Source organism: Pseudomonas sp. MH9.3, assembly GCF_034354675.1.
Taxonomy (GTDB): Bacteria; Pseudomonadota; Gammaproteobacteria; order Pseudomonadales; family Pseudomonadaceae; genus Aquipseudomonas.
Window position 1 is genome coordinate 1,808,686 of record NZ_CP133785.1, and the last position, 25,657, is coordinate 1,834,342.

General features: G+C 61.4%; 24 protein-coding genes. 16 read left to right on the forward strand and 8 right to left on the reverse strand.

Going from position 1 to position 25,657, the window contains the following annotated elements:
- The first annotated feature begins 132 nt into the window (after positions 1-132).
- Together RHM60_RS07665 and RHM60_RS07670 are read left to right on the forward strand one after the other, a co-directional pair.
- Positions 133-1,095, forward strand: a complete 963-nt coding sequence (locus RHM60_RS07665; protein ID WP_209983331.1) for an alpha/beta hydrolase — start codon at positions 133-135, stop codon at positions 1,093-1,095.
- A gap of 99 nt (positions 1,096-1,194) precedes the next feature.
- A complete protein-coding gene (locus RHM60_RS07670; protein WP_322214132.1) occupies positions 1,195-2,001 on the forward strand; it encodes a hypothetical protein in 807 nt (268 codons plus the stop codon).
- A 67-nt stretch (positions 2,002-2,068) separates the two neighbouring features.
- On the opposite strand, the gene prmB is transcribed toward RHM60_RS07670, so the two are convergent.
- Positions 2,069-2,977: a 50S ribosomal protein L3 N(5)-glutamine methyltransferase gene (prmB, locus tag RHM60_RS07675; RefSeq protein WP_209983335.1), complete on the reverse strand. Its 909-nt coding sequence runs from the start codon at positions 2,975-2,977 to the stop codon at positions 2,069-2,071.
- A gap of 238 nt (positions 2,978-3,215) precedes the next feature.
- Here prmB and RHM60_RS07680 point away from each other — a divergent pair, with 238 nt between their 5' ends.
- The 5 genes from RHM60_RS07680 to RHM60_RS07700 all read left to right on the forward strand — a co-directional run bounded on the left by RHM60_RS07680 (position 3,216) and on the right by RHM60_RS07700 (position 5,994).
- On the forward strand, positions 3,216-3,806 hold the full coding sequence (locus tag RHM60_RS07680) for a cysteine hydrolase family protein (RefSeq protein ID WP_209983337.1): 591 nt from the start codon (positions 3,216-3,218) through the stop codon (positions 3,804-3,806).
- A 135-nt stretch (positions 3,807-3,941) separates the two neighbouring features.
- Positions 3,942-4,262, forward strand: coding sequence for a hypothetical protein (locus RHM60_RS07685; RefSeq protein WP_209983339.1), 321 nt, complete (start codon positions 3,942-3,944; stop codon positions 4,260-4,262).
- Positions 4,263-4,336: 74 nt separating this feature from the next.
- Entirely contained in the window at positions 4,337-4,894 is a 558-nt protein-coding gene (locus tag RHM60_RS07690; RefSeq protein ID WP_209983341.1) for a Smr/MutS family protein, read from the forward strand.
- Between the two features lie 78 nt (positions 4,895-4,972).
- Positions 4,973-5,518, forward strand: coding sequence for a GTP cyclohydrolase I FolE (folE, locus tag RHM60_RS07695; RefSeq protein ID WP_003192797.1), 546 nt, complete (start codon positions 4,973-4,975; stop codon positions 5,516-5,518).
- 104 nt (positions 5,519-5,622) lie between these two features.
- Complete coding sequence (locus RHM60_RS07700) at positions 5,623-5,994, forward strand: glutaredoxin family protein (RefSeq protein ID WP_057008115.1); 372 nt, start codon at positions 5,623-5,625, stop codon at positions 5,992-5,994.
- A gap of 599 nt (positions 5,995-6,593) precedes the next feature.
- Here RHM60_RS07700 and RHM60_RS07705 read toward each other — a convergent pair.
- Genes RHM60_RS07705 through RHM60_RS07715 form a run of 3 tightly spaced genes read right to left on the reverse strand, consistent with a single transcriptional unit; the run spans position 6,594 to position 9,524 of the window.
- A complete protein-coding gene (locus tag RHM60_RS07705; RefSeq protein ID WP_209983343.1) occupies positions 6,594-6,908 on the reverse strand; it encodes a hypothetical protein in 315 nt (104 codons plus the stop codon).
- The gene (locus tag RHM60_RS07710; RefSeq protein WP_231421616.1) at positions 6,905-8,230 is read right to left on the reverse strand and encodes an acyclic terpene utilization AtuA family protein; all 1,326 of its coding nucleotides are present in this window, start codon (positions 8,228-8,230) and stop codon (positions 6,905-6,907) included. The genes RHM60_RS07705 and RHM60_RS07710 overlap by 4 nt, the downstream gene beginning before the upstream one ends.
- A 1-nt stretch (position 8,231) precedes the next feature.
- The gene (locus RHM60_RS07715) at positions 8,232-9,524 is read right to left on the reverse strand and encodes a CitMHS family transporter (protein WP_209983346.1); all 1,293 of its coding nucleotides are present in this window, start codon (positions 9,522-9,524) and stop codon (positions 8,232-8,234) included.
- 111 nt (positions 9,525-9,635) lie between these two features.
- On the opposite strand from RHM60_RS07715, the gene RHM60_RS07720 reads away from it, so the two are divergent.
- Positions 9,636-10,520, forward strand: a complete 885-nt coding sequence (locus tag RHM60_RS07720; RefSeq protein ID WP_322214133.1) for a LysR family transcriptional regulator — start codon at positions 9,636-9,638, stop codon at positions 10,518-10,520.
- 33 nt (positions 10,521-10,553) lie between these two features.
- On the opposite strand, the gene RHM60_RS07725 is transcribed toward RHM60_RS07720, so the two are convergent.
- Positions 10,554-11,156, reverse strand: a complete 603-nt coding sequence (locus tag RHM60_RS07725; protein WP_209983350.1) for a glutathione S-transferase family protein — start codon at positions 11,154-11,156, stop codon at positions 10,554-10,556.
- A 10-nt stretch (positions 11,157-11,166) separates the two neighbouring features.
- Positions 11,167-12,333: a PLP-dependent aminotransferase family protein gene (locus RHM60_RS07730; protein ID WP_231421612.1), complete on the reverse strand. Its 1,167-nt coding sequence runs from the start codon at positions 12,331-12,333 to the stop codon at positions 11,167-11,169.
- 82 nt (positions 12,334-12,415) lie between these two features.
- Between RHM60_RS07730 and RHM60_RS07735 the strand changes: the two genes are divergently transcribed.
- From RHM60_RS07735 to RHM60_RS07745, 3 genes are all read left to right on the forward strand, one after another.
- The gene (locus tag RHM60_RS07735; protein ID WP_209983355.1) at positions 12,416-12,844 is read left to right on the forward strand and encodes a MarR family winged helix-turn-helix transcriptional regulator; all 429 of its coding nucleotides are present in this window, start codon (positions 12,416-12,418) and stop codon (positions 12,842-12,844) included.
- Positions 12,845-13,030: 186 nt separating this feature from the next.
- A complete protein-coding gene (locus RHM60_RS07740; protein ID WP_231421611.1) occupies positions 13,031-14,377 on the forward strand; it encodes an NCS2 family permease in 1,347 nt (448 codons plus the stop codon).
- 33 nt (positions 14,378-14,410) lie between these two features.
- On the forward strand, positions 14,411-15,049 hold the full coding sequence (locus RHM60_RS07745; protein ID WP_231421610.1) for a LysE family translocator: 639 nt from the start codon (positions 14,411-14,413) through the stop codon (positions 15,047-15,049).
- Here the strand turns inward: RHM60_RS07745 and RHM60_RS07750 are convergent.
- Together RHM60_RS07750 and uraH are read right to left on the reverse strand one after the other, a co-directional pair.
- Positions 15,027-20,228 (reverse strand): dermonecrotic toxin domain-containing protein, encoded by a 5,202-nt coding sequence (locus RHM60_RS07750; protein WP_322214134.1) that lies wholly within the window; start codon positions 20,226-20,228, stop codon positions 15,027-15,029. The two genes, RHM60_RS07745 and RHM60_RS07750, sit on opposite strands and share 23 nt — an antisense overlap.
- Positions 20,229-20,368: 140 nt before the next feature.
- Positions 20,369-20,722, reverse strand: coding sequence for a hydroxyisourate hydrolase (gene uraH, locus RHM60_RS07755; protein WP_209983362.1), 354 nt, complete (start codon positions 20,720-20,722; stop codon positions 20,369-20,371).
- A gap of 426 nt (positions 20,723-21,148) precedes the next feature.
- Between uraH and puuE the strand changes: the two genes are divergently transcribed.
- From puuE to RHM60_RS07780, 5 genes are all read left to right on the forward strand, one after another.
- Positions 21,149-22,075, forward strand: a complete 927-nt coding sequence (gene puuE / locus RHM60_RS07760) for an allantoinase PuuE (RefSeq protein ID WP_322214136.1) — start codon at positions 21,149-21,151, stop codon at positions 22,073-22,075.
- Positions 22,072-22,587, forward strand: a complete 516-nt coding sequence (gene uraD, locus RHM60_RS07765; RefSeq protein ID WP_209983366.1) for a 2-oxo-4-hydroxy-4-carboxy-5-ureidoimidazoline decarboxylase — start codon at positions 22,072-22,074, stop codon at positions 22,585-22,587. The genes puuE and uraD overlap by 4 nt, the downstream gene beginning before the upstream one ends.
- 40 nt (positions 22,588-22,627) lie before the next feature.
- Positions 22,628-23,623, forward strand: coding sequence for an allantoicase (alc, locus tag RHM60_RS07770; RefSeq protein WP_209983368.1), 996 nt, complete (start codon positions 22,628-22,630; stop codon positions 23,621-23,623).
- A 119-nt stretch (positions 23,624-23,742) separates the two neighbouring features.
- Entirely contained in the window at positions 23,743-24,246 is a 504-nt protein-coding gene (locus RHM60_RS07775) for an ureidoglycolate lyase (protein ID WP_209983370.1), read from the forward strand.
- Positions 24,247-24,297: 51 nt separating this feature from the next.
- Positions 24,298-25,581: a urate hydroxylase PuuD gene (locus RHM60_RS07780; protein WP_322214138.1), complete on the forward strand. Its 1,284-nt coding sequence runs from the start codon at positions 24,298-24,300 to the stop codon at positions 25,579-25,581.
- The last annotated feature ends 76 nt before the right edge of the window (positions 25,582-25,657 follow it).

Consider the following 25,657-nt stretch of genomic DNA (forward strand, 5'->3'; position numbering starts at 1 on the left):
CCGTGAAATCAGTTGAATCAAGTCAACCGTAATAACTTAAGGCCGCCAGTATACGCAGGCTAACCGACTAGTTCATCCTCGAAACCTTAGCGGTGGACACGGGTCCAACCGGCACCTTCCAATGATGGCGCGATGATGCTTCGAGTTCTGCTGTTAGCCCTTACCCTCTTTACAAGCCTGGCCCATGCCGCCTCCCCGGTGGTGCTGCAACGCCCCATCAGCCTCGACACCGGCAGCGGCGAGCTGTTCGGCTCGCTGCTGTTGCCACAATCGGACAAACCGGTGCCGGTAGTGCTGATCATCGCCGGCTCCGGCCCTACCGACCGCAACGGCAACAGTGCCGACGGTGCACGCAACGACAGCCTCAAGCGTCTGGCCTGGGTGCTTGCGCGGCATAACATCGCCAGCGTGCGCTACGACAAGCGCGGTGTGGCCGCAAGCCTTGCGGCCACACCCGACGAGCGCAACCTCACCCTCGACGCTTACGTGGCCGACGCCGTGGCCTGGGGCAAACGGCTCAAGGCGGACACACGCATGGGCCCGCTGATCGTGCTGGGGCACAGCGAAGGCGCACTGGTCGCCGCCCTCGCCGCGCCGCAACTGGACCCGGCCGGGGTGGTGTCGCTCTCCGGCAGCGCGCGCCCGGTCGACCAGGTGATCCGCCAGCAACTGGCCGACCATCTGCCTCCTGCCCTGTTGCTGCGCAGCAATGAAATCCTCGACCACCTCAAGGCCGGTCAGGTGGATGCCGATGTGCCGACTCCCCTGGAAGGGATTTTCCGGCCCAGCGTGCAGCCTTACCTGATCAGCCTGTTTCGCGCCGACCCATCGGCCGCGTTCGCCAGGCTGCACATGCCGGCACTGATCATCCAGGGCACCAACGATATCCAGGTCGGTGTGGCCGATGCGCGGCAACTGCAACAGGCCAAACCCGACGCGCAGTTGACCATCATCGAAGGCATGAACCACGTAATGCGCATCGTGCCCAACAACGTCAAGCAGCAACTGGCCTCCTACAACGACCCGAAACTGCCGCTGGCCGCCGAGCTGGGCGAGCGCCTGGTACGCTTTATCGACGGACTGCGCTCGCGCTAAGCAAGTATTGGCCTCCAGTCCTGGCAGAACCGGCCGATAAGCCCAGGGTTGACAGTAAAAAGACTGTCGGCTCGCACGGCTTGGACAGGATCGCGCCGCATGACAATCACCGAAGCAACACCGGAACCGACCAGCGACACCCCGGCCGACGTGCCCGAGGCCGTCGAGGCAGCGGCCCTGCCGTGGGCGGACGTGCAGGCCGAACATTTCAAGATGCTGCGCCTGGCGCCCCTGGCAATCGACCGTGCCACCGGAGCACGGCCCTTGCGCTTTGTGCAGTTCGGCTACGCCGAGCGGCATGATGCGCAACGCAGCCTGTTGCGCATGGTCATCGAGTTACCGAGCCAGCGCGTGCGGCGTGAGCAGAACCAGCTCGACGTGTGGGTGGACCACGAAACACACCGCGTGCACTTCGGCCCGGGCAACAGCCTGGAGATCGAACCGGTCAACCGTGGCCTTGGTCGTTTCCTGGTGGCCCAGGCCGCCGCCTGGGCGAAAAGGAAGTGGTCACACTACCGCGTCGACGGCGTGAGCCTGGCCAACAAGGATGCACTCAACGAAGCCACGCGCCTGCGCCGTGATCACTTCCTGCGCATTCAGGGTTTCGATGTGGCCTACGCCGATGTGCAGCATTTGAAAGGCAATGTGCAGCCGGGCAAGGTCAGCGACGTGCTGGACAGTTGGAACACCGAGAAGGTGCAGTTCGTGCAGATTCTGGAAGCGGCGCAGATGCTGCAACAGGCCGAGCAGAACCTGCAGGAGCAGGAAGTGAAGCTGCGCAAGGAGGAAGAAAAGGTCACCAAGTTCAAGCGCGAGGACAGCGGATTGCGCTTTACCATTACCTGCCTGGTGGCATTTACGGTGTTTCAGGCGGGGCTGTTGATCTGGATCGCCACGCACCGCTGATAAATTGCAATGCGATCAACATGTGGGAGGGGGCTTGCCCCCTCCCACATTGACCTCACGTCCTCAGCTAGACCCGCGCGGCAAAGACGGCCTGATGCTCGCGGCACTGTTCAGCCGTGAGCATGAACACGCCATGCCCGCCGCGCTGGAAGTCCAGCCAGGCAAAATCCACTTGCGGGTACAGCGCCTCGACGTGCACCTGGCTGTTGCCCACTTCGACAATCAGCAAGCCCTTCTCGGTCAAGTGGTCCGCCGCCTCGGCGAGCATGCGCCGTACCAGGTTCAAGCCGTCGTCACCGCAGGCCAGGCCCAGCTCCGGCTCGTGCTGATATTCGTCGGGCATATCGGCAAAGTCTTCGGCATCCACGTAGGGCGGGTTGGACACGATCAAGTCAAAACGCTGGCCCGGCAGGCCATCGAAGCCATCGCCCTGCACGGTGTACACGCGCTGATCCACGCCATGGCGCTCGATGTTCTGGTTGGCCACTTCCAATGCTTCAAAGGACACATCACCCAGCACCACTTCAGCCTCCTGGAACTCGTAGGCGCAGGCAATGCCGATGCAACCGGAGCCGGTGCACAGGTCGAGGATGCGCGCAGGCGGCTGGGCCAGCCAGGGTTCGAAGCGGTTTTCGATCAGTTCGCCAATCGGTGAGCGCGGGATCAACACGCGCTCATCGACGATAAACGACAGACCGCAGAACCAGGCTTCCTTCAACAGGTAAGCCGTGGGCACGCGCTCATGGATGCGGCGATGCAGCAAACGCTGCACGTGGGAGATTTCCTCTTCTTCGAGGTTGCAGTCCAGATAGCTGTCGGCAATTTCCCAGGGCAGATGCAGAGCGCCGAGCACCAGTTGCCGGGCTTCGTCCCAGGCGTTGTCGGTGCCATGGCCAAAAAACAGGTCTTCCCCGTGGAAACGGCTGACAGCCCAACGGATATGGTCGCGCAAAGTGCGCAGGCGGGAAGTGATCACGGGGCAAGCTCCTGGAAAAAACGACTGGCGATTCTAACAGCCTTCGCCGGGACCGACGATGAGTGCAGTGCTCGCGCCATCTGTCGGATTTCATCCAAATGGCTGCCCTCTGGTTAAACACGGCAGTCTCTTGACAGGGCTGCACGCCAGCAACGGCGCAGCTTGCGATGGTAGCGATTCACAGAACCGCTCTGCCAGTGGACAATGTCGCAAACGCCCCCCTGACAGGAGCCCCAGAATGTCCGTTCCAAAGACGATGTTTCAACTCAGCGGTCGTGGTTACGCAGCAGCGAACCTTGCCCATGCGACCCTCGTGATCATCGACGCCCAGAAGGAATACCTCAGCGGCCCGCTCGCCCTTTCGGGCATGGACGCGGCCGTCGCCAACATCAGGCAGTTGGTGACCTCGGCGCGCAATGCCGGGCGCCCGATTGTGCATGTGCGTCATCTCGGCACCGTCGGCGGCCTGTTTGACCCCCAGGGCGAACGCGGCGAATTCATCCCCGGCCTTGAGCCTGAGGGTGACGAAACCATCATCGGCAAGCTGTTGCCGAGCGCCTTCCACGGCACCGGCCTGGAAAAACACCTGCAGGACCTGGGCTCGCTGGACCTGATCGTCTGCGGCTTCATGAGCCACTCCAGCGTCAGCACCACCGTGCGCGCCGCCAAGAACCTGGGCTTTCGCTGCACGCTGGTGGAGGACGCCTGCGCCACCCGCGACCTGCCTTGCAAAGGCGGTATCCTGAGTGCCGAGCACGTGCAGCAGACCGAAATGGCCATCATGGCCGACAATTTCGCGACCCTCGCGCTGACCAAAGATCTGATTTGATCGACCTGCGGGTGAGCGGTGTGTTTAAACCCCACTCATCCGCAAAGCCCTTTCATTTGGCGCATTTACCCCTCCCCCCGGAACAACCTGTGTATCTTCCGGTCGAAGGGCCGATACCCTGGAGGAAAGGTCGGAATGAAGATATCCGATGGTTTTGATGCTCGTCGCTTGCGCCCCAAGGGCCCGAGCAACTGGCGTCTGCGTCTGGTGGCGTGCTTTGCCGCGCTGCTGACGATGTGTGGTCTGTTGTTGGCCGGCGCTGGTGGCGCCGGTTTGTTTGGTCACTCGCCGGCCCTTGGTGAGCTGAATGCCAGCCCCGGTGGCTCGGCGATTCTGCTGGTAATCGGCCTTCTGGTGCTGTGGTTCGGCGTATGGTTGTGGCGCCGCAGCCGTCGGAAAATGCGCCAGACCTCGTCACTGAATATCGCCTCGCACCTGATGAAAAAGCACGACTGATGGCGCCTGGATAGCGTTTCCTGCGCCCTGGCCGCCGCGATTAGGTAAACTGCCCGCCCCTCGCGGAGGCTGACATGCAAGACGACGACTTTTCCCTGTTCAAAAACGAGCTGCGCGGCGTCAAGCCGATCAAGCACGACCGCGCCGACACCGGCAAACCCAAAGCCGACCGGGCGCAGATCGCCAAGCTGCGCCAGGCCGCCACCGTGCGCACCGATGCCACCACCGTGGATGGTCTGTCGGACCAGTTCGTGATCGACGTCGGCCCCGAGGACGAGCTGATGTGGGCCCGCGACGGCGTGCAGGAAAGCCAGATGCGCAAGCTCAAGCTCGGCCAGATCCCCTTCGAAGGCAGCCTCGACCTGCACGGCATGACCGTGGAAAAAGCCCGGGAAACCCTGTGGGCCTTTCTCGCCGAAGCCACAAAATTCGAAATCCGCTGCGTGCGCGTCACTCACGGCAAGGCCGTGCGTCTGGACGGCAAGCGGCCGATGATCAAGAGCCACGTCAACACCTGGCTGCGCCAGCATACCCAGGTGCTCGGCTTTACTTCCTGCCAGGCCCGCCACGGCGGTGCCGGTGCGGTGTATGTGATGCTCAAGCGCACCATGATGGAAGGCCGCGACGAGTAACAAGTGCCATCGTCAGGCTTGCAGCGATGTGTCCGCCCCCGTAACCTTGCGCTTTGCGAAAATCCAACAGGTAGTTTCATGTCCCTGGAACAGAATTACACAGAGATTCTCGGCCAGCTCGGCGAGGACGTCTCCCGCGAGGGCCTGCTCGACACGCCAAAGCGTGCCGCCAAAGCGATGCAGTACCTTTGCCGCGGCTATGAACAGACACTCGAAGAAGTCACCAACGGTGCCTTGTTCAGCTCCGACAACAGCGAGATGGTGCTGGTCAAGGACATCGAGCTGTACTCGTTGTGCGAACACCACCTGCTGCCCTTTATCGGCAAGGCACATGTCGCCTATATCCCGAGTGGCAAGGTGCTGGGCCTGTCGAAAGTAGCGCGGATTGTCGACATGTACGCGCGCCGCCTGCAGATCCAGGAAAACCTCAGCCGTCAGATCGCCGACGCGGTACTGGAAGTGACCGGCGCGCTGGGCGTGGCCGTGGTGATCGAAGCCAAGCACATGTGCATGATGATGCGCGGCGTGGAGAAACAGAATTCGTCGATGATCACCTCGGTGATGCTTGGTGAGTTCCGCGAAAATGCGGCCACCCGCAGCGAGTTTCTCAGCCTGATCAAGTAACGGGCTGCTTCGATAAAAAAACCGGCGTTCATCGCCGGTTTTTTTTCGCCTGCAGAATTCAGGTAAGCTGCCACCCCTCAAGTTTAGGGCCAGAGGTTTCAGCCATGTTCGTCAAAGCACTTCGAGTGGGCCTGGGCCAACTCATCATCGCGGGCGACTTTCTTACCCGCCCCCGCAAGAAACAGCGTCCCGCCGAGCAACAGGCCCAGGTGAATGCGGCGGCCAGGGACCTGACCCTGTACCAGTTCCACGCCTGCCCGTTCTGTGTGAAAACCCGTCGCACCCTGCACCGCCTCAATGTGCCGGTGGCCTTGAAGGATGCGAAGAACAACGAACATGATCGCCAGACCCTGCTGGAGCAAGGCGGCCGGATCAAGGTGCCGTGCCTGCGCATCGAAGAGAATGGCCAGACCACCTGGATGTATGACTCCAAGGTGATCATCGACTACCTCGACAAGCGCTTCGCTGCGATCTGACCGCCCTGCGAATATCCTCGTGGCGAGCTGGCTTGCCCCGCGTTGGGGTGCGAAGCGCCCCCATCGAGCAAAACGCGGTGTACCTGATACGGCTCAGCGCCTGGCTTTGGGGCTGCTGCGCAGCCCAACGCAGGACAAGCCTGCTCGCCACAGGGAATCTGCGCTTAACTGAACGGCATTGGGGCAAGCCCTAATGCCGTTCAGTTAAGGAAAATGTGTGGGCTTATTGTGGCGAGCGGGCTTGCCCCGCGTTGGGGTGCGAAGCGCCCCCAATCGAGCAAAACGCGGTGTACCTGATACGGCTCAGCGCCTGGCTTTGGGGCTGCTGCGCAGCCCAACGCAGGACAAGCCTGCTCGCCACAGGGAATCTGCACTTGTGGGCTTATTGTGGCGAGCGGGCTTGCCCCGCGTTGGGGTGCGAAGCGCCCCCATCGAGCAAAACGCGGTGTACCTGATACGGCTCAGCGCCTGGCTTTGGGGCTGCTGCGCAGCCCAACGCAGGACAAGCCTGCTCGCCACAGGGAATCTGCGCTTAACTGAACGGCATTGGGGCTTGCCACAACGTGCCCGCTTGCCACTGTTCGAAGATTGGGTCACCTTTAGTCAAATATTGTCAGCTCCAACAACGCCGAACCCAGGCACTTGCCATGCGCATCCAGCGCCAGCGAGCGGGTCACGCCGCCGCGCAGGATCCCCGGCAGCACGAAGTTCAGCGCCTGCACGTTGGGCAGTTCATAGCGCCGCACCGGCGCAGCCCCCGGTTCGCGCAAGCCGTCGAAAAACTGCGCCACGCGTTCGGCGGTCAGTTGTTCACATAACAACGGGTAATCCTCGGCGCGGTAAGCAATGATCGAGATGTTCGACGTGTCGCCCTTGTCCCCGGTACGGGAGTGGGCCAGGGTGTGCAATTTCATGCTTCGATCCTCGCGTTGACCTTACCACGGGGCAGCATCAACGATGCCACCGCCACCACCTGACGTACGCTTTTGCTTGCGCCACCGCCGCCGGCCGGGCCATTGGTGTAAAGGGTTTCCACTTCATTGCCAACGCGCACCGCGTCGCTGCGCTCATCACAGCGCGCCGCCACGCGCAGGCGCACTTCCCAGGGTTCGACGCTGCTGCGCGGGCCATGCAGCGCGTCCATGCCGATCAGTTCGGCGCGCACCTCCTGCATCTGTACGCCCGTCAACGCCAGGCGCTTGAGAACGATGTCCCGCGCCAGTTGCGCCCGCGCGACCGCTCCCGGCCCGCCATAGGACATTTGCCCCTCACCGATCCAGCCATCCAGATAACCGACACTGACTTTCAACTGCTCCGGCCGCGCCCGCCCCGACGCCCCCTCGGCGCGCACGCGGTCGATGCCCTCCTGGGTAAATGCCACCTGGGAAAAGTCCGCCGTCACGTCGGGGGTCAAATACGCCGACGGGTCATGCACTTCATAGATCAACTGTTCGGCGCAGGTAGCAGGGCTGACGAGGCCACCGGAGCCGGCCACCTTTGTGATCACCGCAGCACCGTCTGCGTCGACCTCGGCCAGCGGAAAGCCCAGGCGCGCCAGATCATCCACGTCCTTCAAACCGGGCTCGGCGAAGTAGCCGCCGCTGACCTGCCCCGCACACTCGAGCAGATGCCCGACCAGGGTGCCGCGCCCCAGCAGTTCCCAATCGTGCGCCGCCCAGCCGAATTCAAACATCTGCGGTGCGAGAAACAACGAAGGATCGGCCACCCGCCCGGTGATCACCACATCGGCATCCTCGCGCAGGGCGTCCAGAATGCCATCGACGCCCAGGTAGGCATTCGCCGAGATCAGCCGCTCGCCCAGCGAGCCGAGCGTCTGGCCGTTATCCAGCACATGCTCGGGGCGCAACCCCTCCAGCACATCATCCCCGACCACGGCCACGACCTTGCAGCTCAGGCCCAACTCACTGGCGATGCGCCGTACCTCGACAGCCGCCGACACCGGGTTGGCCGCGCCCATGTTAGTGATCACCCGCAAGCGTCGCCTGCCTGCGTGACGGCCCACCAATGGCAATACCCGGCGCATGCGTTCAGCCAGCAACGGGTCGTAACCGCCAGCCGGGTCGCCGATGCGCGCCTGCTGGGCCAGGGCGATGGTGCGTTCGGCCAGGCATTCGAACACCAGGTAATCCAGATCGCCCCGCTCGGCCAGTTCCACGGCAGGTTCGATACGGTCGCCGGAGTAACCGGCGCCGGAGCCAATGCGCAAGGTTTTCATCTCAGATAACTCCCAGGAGCAACGCGGTGAGGGTCATCAACACCGACGCGGCAAACAGAAAAGGAATGGTGAAACGCTGGTGATCGGCCAACTCGATCTTGCACAGGCCCACCAGCAGGAAGGTCGCGGGGGTCAGCGGGCTGACCGGAAAACCGGTGGTGTGTACGCCGAGCAGCGAAGCCTGGGCCACCTGCAGCGGGTCGACGCCCAGGGCCTTGCCGACTTCGGCGATCACCGGCATCACGCCGAAGTAATAGGAATCGGGGTCAAACAGCATGCTCAGCGGCATGGAGATAAAACCCACCACCGCCGGGATCAGCTTGCCGTGACCGGCCGGAATCTGTGCCACTGCCACTTCGGCAATCGCCTTGAGCATGCCGGTGCCTTGCATGATGCCGGTGAATACCCCGGCGGCGAGGAGGATACTGGCCATGGTCAGGGCGGTCCTGGCATGGGCGTCGATGCGGGCGCGCTGGGCATCGACGTTGGGGTAGTTGATGCACAGCGCCAATACCGTGCCGAGCATGAACATCACCACCGGATCGACCCAGCCGGCGATCATCACCACCATCACCGCGAGGGTCAGCATCAGGTTGACCCAGAACAGCCGGGGCCGGCGCAGCTTGATGTCGTCGTCGCTGAGCACCCGTTGCGGCACCGCATCCACCGTGGAGCCGGCGCCCAGGCCCAGGCGTTTTTCTTCACGCCGGCCCAGCCACCAGGCGCAGGCGAATACGAAAATCAGGCCGACGATCTGCACCGGGATCAACGGCTGGAACAGGTCTGCCACCGGCACATGCAGCGCCGCCGACGAGCGCAGCACCGGGCCGGTCCAGGGCAGAAAGTTGACCCCGGCGGCCATGGCGCACACGCAGGCGAGGATGCGTTTGTCGATGCCCAGGCGGGTGTACAGCGGCAGCATCGCCGGCACCGTCACCAAAAAGGTCACGGCGCCGGAGCCATCCAGGTGCACCAGCAACGCCAGGGTCGCGGTGCCCACCACAATGCGCGTAGGACGCGTGCCGACCGTGCGCAGGATGCGGTCGATGATAGGGTCGAGCATGCCGGCATCGGTCATGATCCCGAAGAACAGAATCGCGAACACGAACATGCCCACCACGGGGGCGACGTTCTTGATACCGGTGATGATGAAGGCGCTGGTTTGCAGACCGAACCCGCCGAGCAGCGCGGCGATAATCGGCAACGCGATCAGGGCGACAAGGGGCGAGAGGCGTTTGCTCATGACAGCAGCGAGCAGGCACAGAATGGTGATGACACCCAGAGTGGCGAGCATGGGTTACTCCAGAGCGGCCTTGGTGGCCGGTTATTGTTTTCCCCGGAGTATCAAAAGCACGCCAGCCTTTGTAAATTGGAATATTCAGCCCTGTGTGTTCGGAAAAACAAAATGAAAAACTCAGTCCAGCATATCCAGGCCTTCCTCGCGGTGGCGCGCCTGGGCAGCTTCGTTAAAGCCGCCAACGAACTGAATCTGTCGCCCTCGGCCCTCACCGTGCAGGTGCAGCAACTGGAAGATTGGCTGGGCGTCGCCCTCCTCGACCGCAGCCCGCGCCATCTGAGCCTCACCGCCGCCGGCCGCGACGCCCGTGGCCCCATGGAAAAACTGCTGCTGGACCTGGATAACATCGTCACCGGCTCGCGCGATCTCGCCGCCCTGCGGCGCGGCGTGGTCACCCTCGCCGCCCTGCCCTCGGTGTGCGCCGACACCCTGCCGCCGGCCCTGCGCCTGTTTCGCGAGCGCTTTGCCGGAATCGAGGTGCGCCTGCATGACCTGGTGGCCCAGCGCATTCACGCCGAGGTCCGCGCCGGAGCAGTAGACTTCGGTATCGGCGTGCGCGCCAAACTCAGCCATGGCCTGGATTTCGTGCCGGTGTTCAATGACCGGTTGTGCGCATTCGTGCCGCAGGACCACAGCCTCAGTCGCCACCGCCGGGTGACGCTGGCGCAACTGGCCGAGCACGCGATCGTCCTCACCGGGCGCGACAGCAGCGTGCGCGAGCAAGTGGACAGGTTGTTCGATGAGACGCGCTTGACGATGAACGCGGGGATTGAGGCCAACTACATGTCGACGGTGCTGGCATTGGTGCGCCAGGGATTGGGGATCAGTATTCTGCCGGAGTCGGCGGCGGACAGCCTGGAGGGATTGCAGCGCGTTGATATCGATCATCCCGGCGTTAACCGGGAGATCGGGTTGATCAGCCGCACAGGGATCGCATTAAGCCCGGCGGCACAGCGCTGTTTCGAACTGCTGCATGAGCACTTATCTGAATAACGTTCGAACTGGATGAGGGAAGCAGCGCATCGATCAATCCAGCATCGCCACATGCCCGGGATGGTCGGCCACCCGCGCCAGCCACGCCTGCACACCCGGATAGGCGTTCAGGTCAAACCCGCCCTCATGGGCCACGTGGGTGTAGGCATATAGCGCCACATCGGCAATCGAGAACTGCTCCCCCACCAGGTACGGCGTCAGCTGCAGTTGGCGTTCCATCACCTTGAGCGCCTTGTAGCCGCCTTTGTGCAACTTCTTGTATTCCTCCTGCCGCTCCTGGGGCAGCCCCAGGTAAAACTGGATGAACCGCGCCACCGCAATGTACGGCTCGTGGCTGTACTGCTCGAAGAATTGCCACTGCAGCACCTGGGTCCGCAGGCGCGGCTCGCTCGGCAGGAATTCGCTGCCGTCGGCGAGGAAGTTGAGGATCGCGTTCGACTCCCACAGGCAGGTGCCGTCTTCGAGTTCCAGCACGGGGATCTTGCCGTTGGGGTTCTTCGCCAGGAACTCGGCGGTCTCGGTGTCGCCGTTGAGAATATCCACATCGATCCATTGATACGGGATGCCCAGCAGGTTGAGCATCAGCTTGACCTTGTAGCAGTTGCCCGACTTGTAATCGCCATAAACCTTGTACATGAAGCTCCCCTTATGCCGCTTGCGCGAGCTGTGCTTGACGGACCACCGCGGCCAGACGCTTGAGCCCTTCATCCAGGCGGGCCGGGTCGATATGGCTGAAGTTGAGGCGCAATGAACCCAGGTGCTGGTCCGGCTCGGAAAAGAACGGCTCTCCGGGCATGAATGCGACGTCCTGCTCCAGTGCTGGCGCCAATAAGGTGCGGGTGTCGAGCGGTTGTTTCAAGGTCAGCCAGAAGAATAATCCCCCCTGGGGCACTTGCCAGTCGGCGAGGTCACCGAAGTGGCGCGTCAATGCAGTCTGGAACGCGTCGCGACGCTCGCGGTAAAAGCTGCGCAGTTCGGCCAAGTGTTGCTGATACTGTTCGGTACCGATCCACTGCATCGCCTGCCATTGGCCGACCCGGTTGGTGTGCAGGTCGGCCGATTGCTTGAGCTTGAGCAGGTGCGGGAACAGGTCCGGGCTGGCGATCAGGTAGCCCACGCGCAGGCCCGGCAACAAGGTCTTGGACACAGTGCCGGTATAGATCCAGCTGGCCTTTTTCAGGCGACCGGCGATGGGCCTGGCACTGCCGCCATCGAAAGTCAGCTCGCGGTAGGGTTCGTCTTCGATCAGGGTCACACCGAACTCGTCGAGCAGCGCCGCGACGGCTTCGCGCCTGGCTTCGCTGTAGCGCACCGCAGAGGGGTTCTGAAACGTCGGGATCAGGTAGATGAACGCCGGGCGATGGCGTTCGAGGTTGGCGCGCAGGCTGGCCAGATCGGGGCCGTCAGCTTCCAGTTGCACGGTGAGGCAATCGGCGCCGAACAGTTGGAATATCTGCAAGGCGGCCAGGTAAGTCGGGCCTTCCAGCAGGATTTTAGTGCCTTTGTCGATATACAGCTTGGCCGCCAGGTCCAGGGTTTGCTGTGAGCCGCTGACCACCAGCACCTGGCTGGCCTGGCAGGGTACGCCCAGGGCGCGCGCCTGCGCGGCGAGCAGTTCACGCAGTTGCGGCTCGCCCTCGCTCATGCCGTATTGGCCGATGGTGGGCGGCATGTCATCCCAGTTCAGCGCCGGCAGCATGGTCTCGGCCGGCAGGCCACCGGCGAACGACATCACGTGCGGGCGTTGCGCCGCCGCGAGGATTTCACGGATCAGGGAGCTTTTTAAGCGCGAAACACGTTCAGAGAAGGCCATGAAAGTCACCGCTAGCGAAGGCTGTGGGAAATACGTCAAACTGCTTGACCGAAATTACGACGACTTGCGCGGATACGTCAAGATGATTGACCTTAAAAACTCGACCAGCCAGCAGCAGGCCATGGAAGCGTTCTTCTTCGGCTACCAGGCCTTTACCGCCAAAGCCGATGAAATGCTCGAGCGCCGTGGCCTGAGCCGGGTGCACCAACGCATCGTGTTTTTTATCGCGCGCTACCCGGCCTTGAGCGTGAAGGAACTGCTGGAACTGCTGGGGGTGAGCAAACAGGCGCTGAACATACCGCTGCGCCAATTGCAGGAGATGCACCTGGTGGACAGCGTGGCGTGCGACACCGACAAGCGTAAGCGCCTGCTGCAACTGACCGACGAGGGCCGGCGTTTCGAGCAGTCGCTGCGCCGTGAACAGGTGAAGCTGTTGCAGCGCGCATTCAGTGAGGCCGGCGAAGCAGCGGTGATGGGATGGCTGGCGGTCAATCAGGCCCTTGCCGGATAGCCTTGCACGTTCTCTGGTCAAGTTAATCGAAAACACTATTTGCTTTATTTGTATACAAAAGCATAATTCGCTTCGTGCGAGTTCCTGACTAGACGGTCAACAAACTCGCCACTCCCTCACAGCGCCGCAGCCCACTCAGGCGAGCAGCGCTGGACATAACAATAAAATGCTTGAGGAGTACTCGCTGTGGATAGCCGCAAACCCGAAGCTTCTACGCTCGACCTCGCCGCGCCACGCAGCGGCTTGCTCGAACGCCTGTTCAAACTGCGCGTGCATGGCACCACGGTGAAGACCGAATTGCTCGCCGGCCTTACCACCTTCATCACCATGGCCTACATCATCTTCGTCAACCCCAACATCATGGCGGACGCCGGCATCGATCACGGCGCGGCATTCGTCGCCACCTGCATCGCCGCCGCGCTGGGCTGCCTGCTGATGGGCCTGTACGCCAACTGGCCGGTGGGCCTGGCGCCCGGCATGGGGCTCAATGCGTTCTTCACCTACACCGTGGTCGGCACGATGGGCTACAGCTGGGAAACCGCACTCGGCGCGGTATTCATCTCCGGTGTGCTGTTCATGATCCTCACCTTGTCGCGCATCCGTGAATGGCTGCTCAACAGCATTCCGGTGAGCCTGCGCCACGCGATGGGCGCCGGGGTTGGCCTGTTCCTTGGGGTCATCGGCCTGAAAACCGCCGGCATCATTGTCGACAGCCCGGCCACCCTGATCCGGCTCGGCTCGTTGCATGAGCCGGCGCCGCTGCTGGCGGCGGTGTGCTTTCTGCTGATTGCCATCCTGAGCTATCACCGGGTGTTCGGCGCGATTCTGATCAGCATCATCGCCGTGACCCTGGCCGGCTGGGGCCTGGGCCTGGTGCACTACAACGGCATTCTCGCCGCGCCGCCGAGCCTGGCGCCGACCTGGATGGCGATGGACGTGATGGGTGTGTTCAATGTAAGCATGATCAGCGTGGTATTTGCCTTTCTGTTTGTACACATGTTCGACACTGCCGGTACACTGATGGGCGTTGCGCAACGCGCAGGCCTGGTGAATGCCGACGGCAGGATCGACAACCTGTCCCGCGCCTTGAAGGCCGACAGCGCGTCCAGCGTGTTCGGCGCCATGGTCGGTGTGCCGCCGGTAACCAGCTATGTGGAAAGTGCCGCGGGCGTCGCGGCTGGCGGGCGCACCGGGCTGACGGCGGTGACCGTGGGCATCCTGTTCGTGGCGGCGATGTTTTTTGCGCCATTGGCGGGCATGATCCCGGCCTACGCCACCGCTGGCGCGCTGATCTATGTGGCGATGCTGATGATGGGCAGCATGGCCCACATCAATTGGGATGAGGCCACCGACAGCATTCCGGCGATCGTCACCGCGATCATGATGCCGCTGACGTTTTCGGTTGCCGACGGGATTGCCCTGGGTTTTATTACGTACGTGGCGCTCAAGGCCGGTACCGGCAAGTACCGTGAGATTTCCGTCAGCCTGTGGGTGCTGTGTGCGATCTTTATCGCCAAGTTTGTATGGTTATGAACACGTGCAGTTGCCAAACACTGGAGCAATGAAATGACGCTTGAAACCTGGCTGCTGTTCAGCGGCGCCGCACTGATCGTGATTCTGATTCCCGGCCCGCTGTCGCTGCTGATGATCAGCAACAGCCTCAACTACGGCCTGCGTCGCTCGTACCCGGCATTTCTCGGCGGGGTGTTTGCGTCAATCTGCCTGCTGAGCGCTTCGGCGCTGGGCCTGGGCGCGTTGCTGCTGGCTTCGGAGCACCTGTTCAACGCGCTGAAAATCGTCGGCGCGCTGTACCTGTTCTACCTCGCCTGGCAAAGCTGGCAGCAGTCGCGCCGGCCGGCCCAGGCAGCCAACGTGCCGCAGGCGCCAGGCGTGCCGCGCTTTCGTGCGCTGTTTGGGCGTGCGTTCGTGCTGGGCGCCAGCAACCCCAAGGACATCCTGTTCTTCGCCGCCTTCCTGCCGCAGTTTCTCGGCAGCCAGCAGCCGTTCCTGCCGCAACTGCTGATCATGATCGCGACCTGGACGGTGCTCGACCTGCTGTGCAAGCTCGCTTACGGCCTGAGCGCCCATGCTGCGGCGCGATACTTGCGCAGCGGCAATGGCCAGAGCTGGTTCAACCGGGTCAGCGCCGGGCTGTTCGGCGGCGCCGGCGCGGCGTCGCTGATCAATGCAGGGAATCCACTTTGACGAAATAGACGCTTGGAGGCGACAAGTCCTTGGTGGGCCACTGAATGCCAGCGAAAATTCGCCCCAGACGACCGCTTCGCATCGCGTTATCGACCGCTGCCATTAACAACGAAGCGTCGTGTTGCTTGATTGCCACGTTGATCCAGGCGTCCGTGAGTTTCTTCCCCACTGAAAGTTGCCCGGTCCCAATCCATCGATAGGTCAAGTAATACAGCTTGTCCGAATCGATATGCGTCGCGATTGATTCAAGGTTGCCCAATCCGGCCGTCGCGCCTTGACGTCGCACTGACAGGTCCAGCACGGAGAAACCCTGGGCTTCCAGCACGGCCCTGACCGCTGCATGTTGTGCAATAAACCGCTCATCCCCGACTGCAGTGGCCACGAATTTGAGTCTGGGGTTCAACGAGAAAGGCGGCGTGAAGTCAACACGGATGAAGCCGGGCGACATGCCCTCGAACCCGATATTCACATTGACACCGCTTCTTTTAGTCGGGCGCAGCATTCTCAGCAAGTCGTCCGTTTGACCGGGCCTGCCGGGCGCCGCAGGCAACCAGCGGTCCAACGTCGCGCGAATATTGAGCAGGTGGCTGGCCGTGGCCGCGCTGTCAGGATCGCTCAACTCAATCATCCTTGCCGCTGCGAACGCCCGGCTTTGATGCGTCATGGTGGGGAAAGCCGCACCCACATAATCCGGCAAAGACCTGTCGAACAAGGGCGCGTGGACCAGCCAGCCGCCCGTTGCAATACGCGACACCGCCAGAGGCTGCTCATCAAGGGCTGTGCTTGTCCATCGCTCGATATCAGCCCTGGCCGATGAACCCGGTGTGTCGTCCTTGCGGATAAACACGATGTTATCAAGGGGGGCCTGATCGCCCTCCGAAAGCAACCTGAAGTAACTGCTGGAAGGATCGGCAGGCCCGACGTTTGCCGGGGCCATCCGGATGATTTTATGGCGAGCGCCTGAGGAACCCTGGGTGATCTGAAACACCTCCGGGTCCGACGAAATCAACTGCATGTCGCGCTGAAACGGAATGGACCACGCTGTCCAGTGATCAGTCGTCACATACGACTGCACAATGGCCGTGTGTGTGGCCACGCGCGTAGCCGAGGTGGGCGACTGCCAGTCCGGCGGCGGCTGCGCAGGCGCACGCCACGGGTTGAGTCGCCCTGAACTGCTGCCTGCCACCGGCTGTGGGGCGTCCGCGTCGAGCAGCCACTCTCCGGGCTGATGGATGCTCAGGATCAGTTCATCCTTCCCCGGTGCCTGCTGGTTTTTCAAGCGATAGAACGGTTCCTTGTCGCGCCGGTAAAGTGGGTAATGGGATGAGTCATCGGCCACAAACAGCTCGCCATTTTTTACGAACACGCCTTGCTCACTCAGGCCTTTCAACGCTACGGCGCCCTCAGGCACACCCTTGCGCTGGAAACGTTCCAGGGCATTGAGTCGGGTGACGGGCGACGGGGCGGATACAGCCTGCGCGGTCATACGCCAGCGTTTCAGTTGCCCCAGGGCAGACCTAAGCGCGGGCTGCAGCGTGCGCGGCTTTACAGCGCCGATTCGCCTGGGCCCTGGCAAAAAACTCAGCAGCAGGTCAGTCGCAATAAGTGCGGTCCTGAAACCCACATCAATGGCATCGTCGGAGTCGCCGAAGCGATGATAGTGACGCGCGGCAAGCAACAGTTCGTAAACATCGATGAACCACCCGATCACCGAGCTGGAGGAGGCGACCAGATTGCGTAGCGCCGCATTGCGCCGCTCGGCAATGCGCCGGATTCGATAGGACTGCAGCTCTGTTGCAGAGCGACTGACAGCCTGGGTCTGACGCTGCCGCGCAAGCAGGCTGGCACGATACAACAATGCCTGAGCGTTACTGTGGGAGGTGGCGACCAGGGCCAGCCAGTTCTGGGGATCACTGGCAATCTGCTCAAACGTCTGTTGTTCAATTTCCTCAGGCACAGCCGTAGGCTCAAGATGCCGGATGGCAAATGAGCGAATAAAGTCCTTGGACTGACGAACGCCGTTGACCATGGCAAACGTAACCCTATCGAACATGTTGAATTCCTGGGCACGCTCATCGGCTCTGATCGGGTGATGCGTGATGGCTTCAAATGCCCAACAAGGGGCGACCTGACGTGCCAGTGCCCTGGCGTTGTCAGGCAATGCGCCGAGGCAATTGAGTTCCGTATGGGCGTGCTGCAAGCAGCTGTAGAGCGTCAGAACCATGCCTTCAGGGGCATTTGGCCAGTACACCAGACAGCGCCCGGAGCGCTTGTCATGCATCGCCACAATCCCGGCGATGTAACGGTCATGTTGCATCGTGTGGCCCACCAGATGGACCACATACAATTGCAATTGATGCTGGTTTTTCAACAAGTCCTGCGACGTACGCGCCGCCATCGCGGTATTGAATAGGCATTGGTCATTCACCGACAGCCCCTCTTGAACCGACGAAAAAAGCTGCTGCGCAAAACACGCCTGCAACGCGCGATTCAATAGCGGGGGAATACGCCCTTCGCCGAGCTTGCCGTGAGCGTCCCCAGGCGGATAAAACACCCTGTTGAGCAATCGGTCATACTGCCCGGCGATATCCAATGCCGACACCGTACTTATCAGGTAAGTGGAATTAATCTGACGCTTCCATTCGGGCTGCAGAAAACGGGCGTACCTGAATCGCCAATCGGTCCAGGTCGCCAACGGGTCCAGGTTGTGCAGCGCCAACTGCATCAGACTGAAGGTGGTGCGCGCAGTGGTCGGGGTATATACGATCATCTGGCCGACGCGCGTACAAAACGACGGGCTCGAGCAATACCTCGCGGTGACGTCATCGGGCATATCGATAAAGGGCTGATAAATATCCAACGACGCAGCGATGCCATCCTGGCGCAAGCGGGTGGTCAAGGCGCGCTGGGCAAACGTGTCCAGGCCCGGCAAATGTTGTTCAACTCGTTGTTGATAGGCAAGCACGCCACTCAGGTAAACCCGTTGCAGGCGCCTGAAGCCTTTATGCTGTACAGGTGTCGCATTCGCCAGCCAGGCCGGCATTTTCTTCGCCTCGGCGGCGGCCTTGCGCAGCAATTCAAGCGTAGTCTGCGCCTGATTGAGGAGGCTATTGACGGGCATCTTCAGGTGATCTTGCAGCTCAACCATCAACAACTCACGGCTGACCGCGGCGTCCGTCACTTCGCTGAAAATACGCGTGATGTCTTCGTCGCTTTTATGCAGGCGATCATAGCTGCCCAGCAGTTTCTTCAGAGAGAGGAACGCGGGCTTCCCCTCGATGGGTACCAGCCGCACCGCCAGTGTTTCCCGCGCCGCATGGCCGCGCAAATCCTTGCGTTTATTCCGCTCGACATAGCGCCATAACACCGAGTCGTCACGACTGTTCAGGCTGGCCTTGAGGCTGTGGATCAATGCGTCGAGACCGGCAAACGCTTTCACCGCGCCACTGCGGCCGAACGCGCATAGCGTGACCGGCAGTTGGCGAGCGGGCCTCCTCAGCGCTGACGCTGTGGTGACCACCCAAAGGTTATGGATCGCATAGAACGCATCCGGCTCAATGCCCACTGCAATCGACAACACCTGGGTTTCGCTGCCCTCGCGCTTGCTCGCCAGGGGTTGCTCCACCACTTCGATCACCAGGTCCCGGTGCGCAGTGCTCAACAGCTTGAGGCGATGTTGCAGCTCAACCTCGCAGCGCAGCGCCTCGGTTTGGGCCTGCATGAAGAGCGACGCACGCCTCAACGATTGCTTGCCGGCGGGACGTTCAGTCCAGAAGCTCACTTTCAGTAACCTTTGCTGCGCCCCCAGCAGCAAGTCAGTCAGCGCCTGGTGATGGGCGTTGAGCTGGCTCATCAGCGACAACACTTCCTTATAAGCTGCTGTCTCAACACTTGGGTCATCCCGCTGCAGCAGCGCCACCAGGCCCATTTCGTAACGCGTGAGCTGTTGCTCTGCGGTGTGAAGCGCCAAGTTCGAACCGGCACTGGCGAAGGCTATTTCTGCGCCCCTTCGCTGCTGGTCCCACTTGAGCAGCGGCTCACGAAGATCACCAAGCCTGGCGCTGCCCACCAACTGTTTGCGGGCACGCTCGACATAAGTGAGAAAAGGCACGGCGCTCAACCGCCGCGCAGGCGTTTGGGTAGAAAACACGTACGCATGATTGATCTGCACAGCACAGGCCAGTTCGTTGCTCCACTGCCCGTCCAGCAGCGACTCGGCACTCCACGTCAAGGCGTCGCCCAACAGCTCAATACCGCCAACAAAACCGCATGTGAGGGACAGGTTATCGGGCGCGCACAATTCATTGCGACGACCCAGCGGCAAGCACTGCCAGAGGTTGTCGAACACGGCTTCCCCCAACGCCAGCAAGCCACGTTGCAAACTGTCAAGGGACGAATACTCATGGAAGTTGCGCGTCACACCCGGCAGGTAAATCACATGGAGCACAGGACTGGCGTCGCCTTCAACAAAGATATGCAAGGCGCCGGGAAGTGCTGCCGACTCATTGCCCGGCCACATCAACTGGCCCACCTTTACACGCGCCCATGCTGCGCCGGCGTGCTGGCGTGCCTCGGCGGTGGGGGCGTCGATCAGGGCCTGAACCATGGCCATTCCCGCACTCGACAGCTCATCCAGTTGTCGCGCCATAAAGGCTCGATCAGCGAAGAGTGCCCTTTGCAATTGAACCCAGTGCTCGCGCCGGGTCAGCCAGGAACCGTCTGCAAGGCCAAGCCAATAGTCAGTTGCAGCCCGATCCAGCCGTTCGAAAAGCCTCATCGCGATAACCCGGCGCAACACGTCCAGCGGTGTGTAGGGCAACCGACGGTTCGGCTCCCCCTTGACACTCAGGACAGTGAAGCGATTAACGTTGGCCTCAACGGCAGGCCGAACCAACAGCAACAGCGCTTTATCGGTCAGGCTCTCGACGGTACAGCCGGACGTGGATGGCGGGAGTTCGGTGAACAACAGGCTGTCGGGGTCGATATCGAACTCTTCGCGCAGCTCGGCGCGAATGACCTGCAGCACTCTGGGCGAACGCCATGTCAGGCGTGTCAGCGCCCGCGTCGACTCGGCGCTGCGCCGGTCGGCAAGGCCGATCTGGTTGATCAGGCGGCTGGGGTGGGTAGCGGCGTTGATCCGCAGTGTCAGTTGGTCGCGAATGGTTTGGGACGAGGTCATGGTTTTTCCATCTCTAAATGAGGAAAAGCCTAGGCATCGCGGGTGCTCTCAAGGCACTGCATAATTGAGCGTAAAAAAGCCCGCAGTGTGGGCGGGCAAAAAACCAACGAAGGACTTTGTGGTGTGAAGCGAGGTAACGCTCAGCTACCGCGATAGGTGGAGTAGCTGTAAGGCGAGATCAACAATGGCACATGGTAGTGCTCCTGTTCGGCACTGATGCCAAAACGCAGCACCACCACATCCAGAAAAGCCGGCTCGGGCAACGGCACACCCCGTGCGCGGTAGTAATCGCCGGCACTGAACTGCAATTGGTACACACCGCTGCGGTAGTCTTCGCCCTGCAGCAGCGGCGCGTCGCAACGGCCGTCGCTGTTGGTCATGGCGGTGTACACCAGTTCCAATTGGGCACCCTCGACGCGGTACAGCTCTATCTGGATATGGCTGCCGGGGCAGCCGTGTGCGGCGTCCAAAACGTGCGTGGTCAAACGTCCCATGGCGTTACGCGCCTCCCGAGGTCAGTAGAAGAAGAGGCCGCACTTTTTCAGGGCAGCAAAAAGTCGGCAATAGCCGATTAAGACACTTTTATAAAAAACTGTACACAATAATTTCAACAGGAGCCCAGTTCACTGTAGAAGCAAGCTTGCTCGCAAAAAATGTTAACGATGATGCGCTGTTGGAGCATGAAAGGGCTGCCCTTCAGATCTTCGCGAGCAACGTCGCTCCTGCAGTAGCTTTTCTGTGGATTAACTGACCAGTTGGGCAAGTTTCTTGCAGTGATTGAATCAGGAAAAAATGCAGAAATGCAGGCTTACAAATTCCACGAAAAGTTGTATACAATCACGCATTACTGTGACGCCACCCAGTATTTTCAAGGCCTTGCCGCCACACACCTGCTACCACGCACAAGAAGGAAGACTGCAGTGAGCGCTGACTACCCACGCGACCTGATCGGTTACGGCAGTAACCCTCCTCACCCCCACTGGCCGGGCGAGGCACGTATCGCGCTGTCGTTCGTGCTCAACTACGAGGAAGGTGGCGAGCGCAATATCCTGCATGGCGACAAAGAGTCCGAAGCCTTCCTTTCGGAAATGGTCTCGGCCCAGCCGCTGCAGGGCGCGCGCAACATGAGCATGGAGTCGCTGTACGAATACGGCAGCCGTGCCGGCGTGTGGCGCATCCTCAAGTTGTTCAAGCAGTTCGATATCCCGCTGACCATCTTCGCGGTGGCCATGGCCGCCCAGCGCCACCCGGACGTGATCCGTGCGATGGTCGAAGCCGGCCACGAAATCTGCAGCCACGGCTACCGATGGATTGACTACCAGTACATGGACGAGGCCCAGGAGCGCGAGCACCTGCGCGAAGCGATCCGCATCCTTACCGAGCTGACCGGTGAACGCCCGCTGGGCTGGTACACCGGCCGCACCGGCCCCAACACCCGGCGGCTGGTGATGGAAGAAGGCGGTTTCCTGTACGACTGCGACACCTACGACGACGACCTGCCCTACTGGGAACCGAACACCCCCACCGGTAAGCCGCACCTGGTGATCCCCTACACCCTCGACACCAACGACATGCGCTTTACCCAGGTGCAGGGTTTCAACAAGGGCGATGACTTTTTCGAGTACCTCAAGGACGCCTTCGATGTGCTCTACGCCGAAGGCGCCGAGGCCCCGAAAATGCTCTCCATCGGCCTGCACTGCCGCCTCATCGGCCGCCCGGCACGCCTGGCCGCGTTGCAGCGGTTTATCGAATACGTCAAAGGCCATGAACAGGTGTGGTTTACCCGTCGCGTCGATATCGCGCGACACTGGCACGCCACCCACCCGTACACGGGAGTTGCGAAATGACCGCCTTCAACACGCTGAAACCCTCGAGCCTGAGCCGCGAGGCGTTCGTCGCCGCGTTTGCCGATATCTATGAGCACTCGCCCTGGGTGGCCGAAAAGGCCTTCGACCTGGGCCAGGATGCGTCCATCGACCAGATTGAAACCCTGCACCAGCGCATGAGCGATATCCTGCTCAGCGCCGATCATGCCAGCCAGTTGGCCCTGATCAACGCGCACCCGGACCTGGCCGGCAAAGCCGCCGTGCAGGGCCAACTGACCGAAGCCAGCACGAATGAACAGGCTGGCGCCGGTATTCACCAGTGCACGGCCGAAGAGTTTTCCCGCTTCACCGAGCTGAACCAAGCCTACAAGACCAAATTCAAGTTTCCCTTCATCATGGCGGTAAAAGGCAGCAACCGGCACCAGATCCTCGCTGCGTTCGAAACGCGCATTCATCATTCGGCGGACACCGAATTCAAATGCGCACTGGACGAGATCAACAAAATCGCGTTGTTCCGTTTACTCACCCTTTGAAGACCCGCCCCAGCCACTCAACTCAAGGCAGACAAGAAGAATGAAAGCTCACGCCGTACCTTTCGAGAAGTTCGTCAACCTCGCCGACGCCCGCCTGGGCACCCGGATTCTCTCGGTGACCGATGACTGGTTCGCCGACGCCAATCGCCTGTTCCAACCTACCCCGGCCGTGTGGAAGGAGGGCGTGTTCGATGACAACGGCAAGTGGATGGACGGCTGGGAGTCGCGCCGCAAGCGCTTCGAAGGCTACGACAGCGCGGTGATTCAGCTGGGCGTGCCCGGTTCGATCAAGGGCGTGGACATCGACACCTCATTCTTCACCGGCAACTACCCACCGTCGGCGTCCCTCGAAGCGTGCTTCCTCGCAAGCGGCGAGCCGGATGACAACACCCAATGGGTTGAGATCCTGTCGGCTGTCGAGCTACAGGGCAACAGCCATCACTTCCATGAAATCAACAACGACCAGGCGTTCAGCCACCTGCGCTTCAATATTTACCCGGATGGCGGCGTGGCCCGCCTGCGGGTGTACGGCGTGCCGTTCCGCGACTGGTCGGCGGTGGGCGACAACGAACAACTCGACCTGGCCGCGGCCTTGAATGGCGGTCGTGCGCTGGCCTGTTCCGATGAACACTTCGGACGCATGAGCAACATCCTCAACCCTGGCCGTGGCGTCAACATGGGCGATGGCTGGGAAACCGCGCGTCGTCGCACGCCCGGCAATGACTGGGTGATCGTTGCCCTGGGGCATGCTGGCGAGGTCGAGAAAATCATCGTCGACACCCTGCACTTCAAAGGCAACTACCCTGACACTTGCTCGATCCAGGCTGCTTTCGTGAAGGGCGGCACCGACAGCCAGATCGAAACACAGTCGTTGTTCTGGCGCGAACTGCTGCCGGCACAGAAGCTGGAAATGCACGCCGAGCATACGTTTGCCGAGCAGATCAAGGCATTGGGGCCGATTACCCACATTCGCTTGAATGTGTTCCCGGATGGTGGGGTGAGTCGCCTGCGGGTTCTCGGCAAGGTAGCGAAGTAAGCGTTGAAACCATTCGCGAGCAAGCCCGCTCCCACATTTGAAATGCTTTCCCCTGTGGGAGCGGGCTTGCTCGCGAAGGCGTCAGACCAAACAACACAGCATTCGAATAAGAGACAGCCATGCGCACACTGATGATCGAACCCCTGACCAAAGAAGCCTTCGCCCCTTTCGGTGACGTTATCGAAACCGACGGCAGCGATCACTTCATGATCAACAACGGGTCGACCATGCGCTTTCACAAGCTGGCAACGGTAGAAACCGCCCAGCCTGAAGACCACGCGATCATCAGCATCTTCCGCGCCGACGCGCAGGACATGCCCATGACCGTGTGCATGCTGGAGCGACACCCGCTGGGCAGCCAGGCCTTTATTCCGCTGCTCGGCAACCCCTTTCTGATCGTGGTCGCGCCACTTGGCGATGCACCTGTATCGGGCTTGGTCCGCGCCTTCGTCACCAACGGCAGGCAGGGCATCAATTACCATCGCGGCGTCTGGCACCACCCGGTGCTGACGATCGAAAAGCGGGATGACTTCCTGGTGGTTGATCGCAGTGGCACAGGCAATAACTGCGATGAGCATTTTTTTCAAGAGGATGAGCGGTTGATCCTCGCCCCCCACCAATAAGAGAAGGCCGGATCACCAGACAACAAGGGTGACAGGCGAGAGGTAAAGACTGTGGAAGCACATCTGTTGGAATGGCTGAATCTCAGCGTGCGCTGGGTTCACATGATCACCGGCGTCGCCTGGATCGGCGCTTCTTTCTACTTTGTCTGGCTGGAAAACAACCTCAACCGCGTCAACCCCAGGGACGGCCTGGCCGGCGACTTGTGGGCGATCCACGGTGGCGGTATCTATCACCTGGAAAAATACAAACTGGCCCCGCCGACCATGCCGGACAACCTGCACTGGTTCAAATGGGAAGCCTATTTCACCTGGATGTCGGGCGTTGCGCTGCTGTGCGTGGTGTTCTACTGGAACCCGACCTTGTACCTGCTGGCGCCGGGCAGCAGCCTCAGCGGCACCGAAGGCGTGTTGCTGGGCATCGGCTCGCTGTTTGCCGGCTGGTTCATCTACTCGTTTCTCTGCGACTCGGCCCTGGGCAAGCGCCCCGCCCTGCTCGGCCTGATCCTGTTCGTGCTGTTGATTGCAGCGGCCTACGGCTTCAGCAAGGTCTTCAGTGGCCGTGGCGCCTACCTGCACGTGGGTGCGGTGATCGGCACGATCATGGTGGGCAACGTGTTCCGCATCATCATGCCCGCCCAGCGCGCACTGGTGGCGGCCATCGCCGAGCACCGCACACCCGACCCGGCGCTGCCGGCCAAGGGCTTGCTGCGCTCGCGCCACAACAACTACTTCACCTTGCCGGTGCTGTTCATCATGATCAGCAACCACTTCCCGAGCACCTACGGCAGCCAGTACAACTGGCTGATCCTGGCAGGGATTGCGGTGGCGGCCGTGTTGGTGAGGCATTACTTCAACACTCGGCACAACAGCCAGAAGTACGCATGGACCTTACCGGTGGGTGCCCTGGCGATGATTTGCCTGGCGTACGTGACCGGGCCCAAGCCAGCGGTGGACGTGGCCAAGTCGCCGGCTGCCATCGAGTACCAGCCGTTGCCGGAAACCGCGCTGGGCGGTGGCTTGAAACCCGCCGCGCCCGCCGCACCACCTGCCGAACCGACACCGGCCCAGGCTGCCATCGATTTCGGCCAGGTGCACAGCGTGATCGAACAACGCTGCACCGTGTGCCATTCGGCCAGGCCCACCAGCCCGTTGTTCAGCACTGCGCCAGCCGGGGTGATGTTCGACACCCCGGCGCAGATCCAGCAGCAGGCCGCACGCATCCAGGCACAGGCCATTGCCAGCCCGATCATGCCGCTGGGCAACATCACCCAGATGACCCAGCAGGAGCGGGATTTGATCGGCACCTGGATCAGCCAGGGCGCGCACATCAACTGACAGGCTGACGCAGATCCAATGGTGGGAGCGGGCTGCTCGCACAGGGAAGAGTGTTTGTTCGCTCATGATGCGCGCT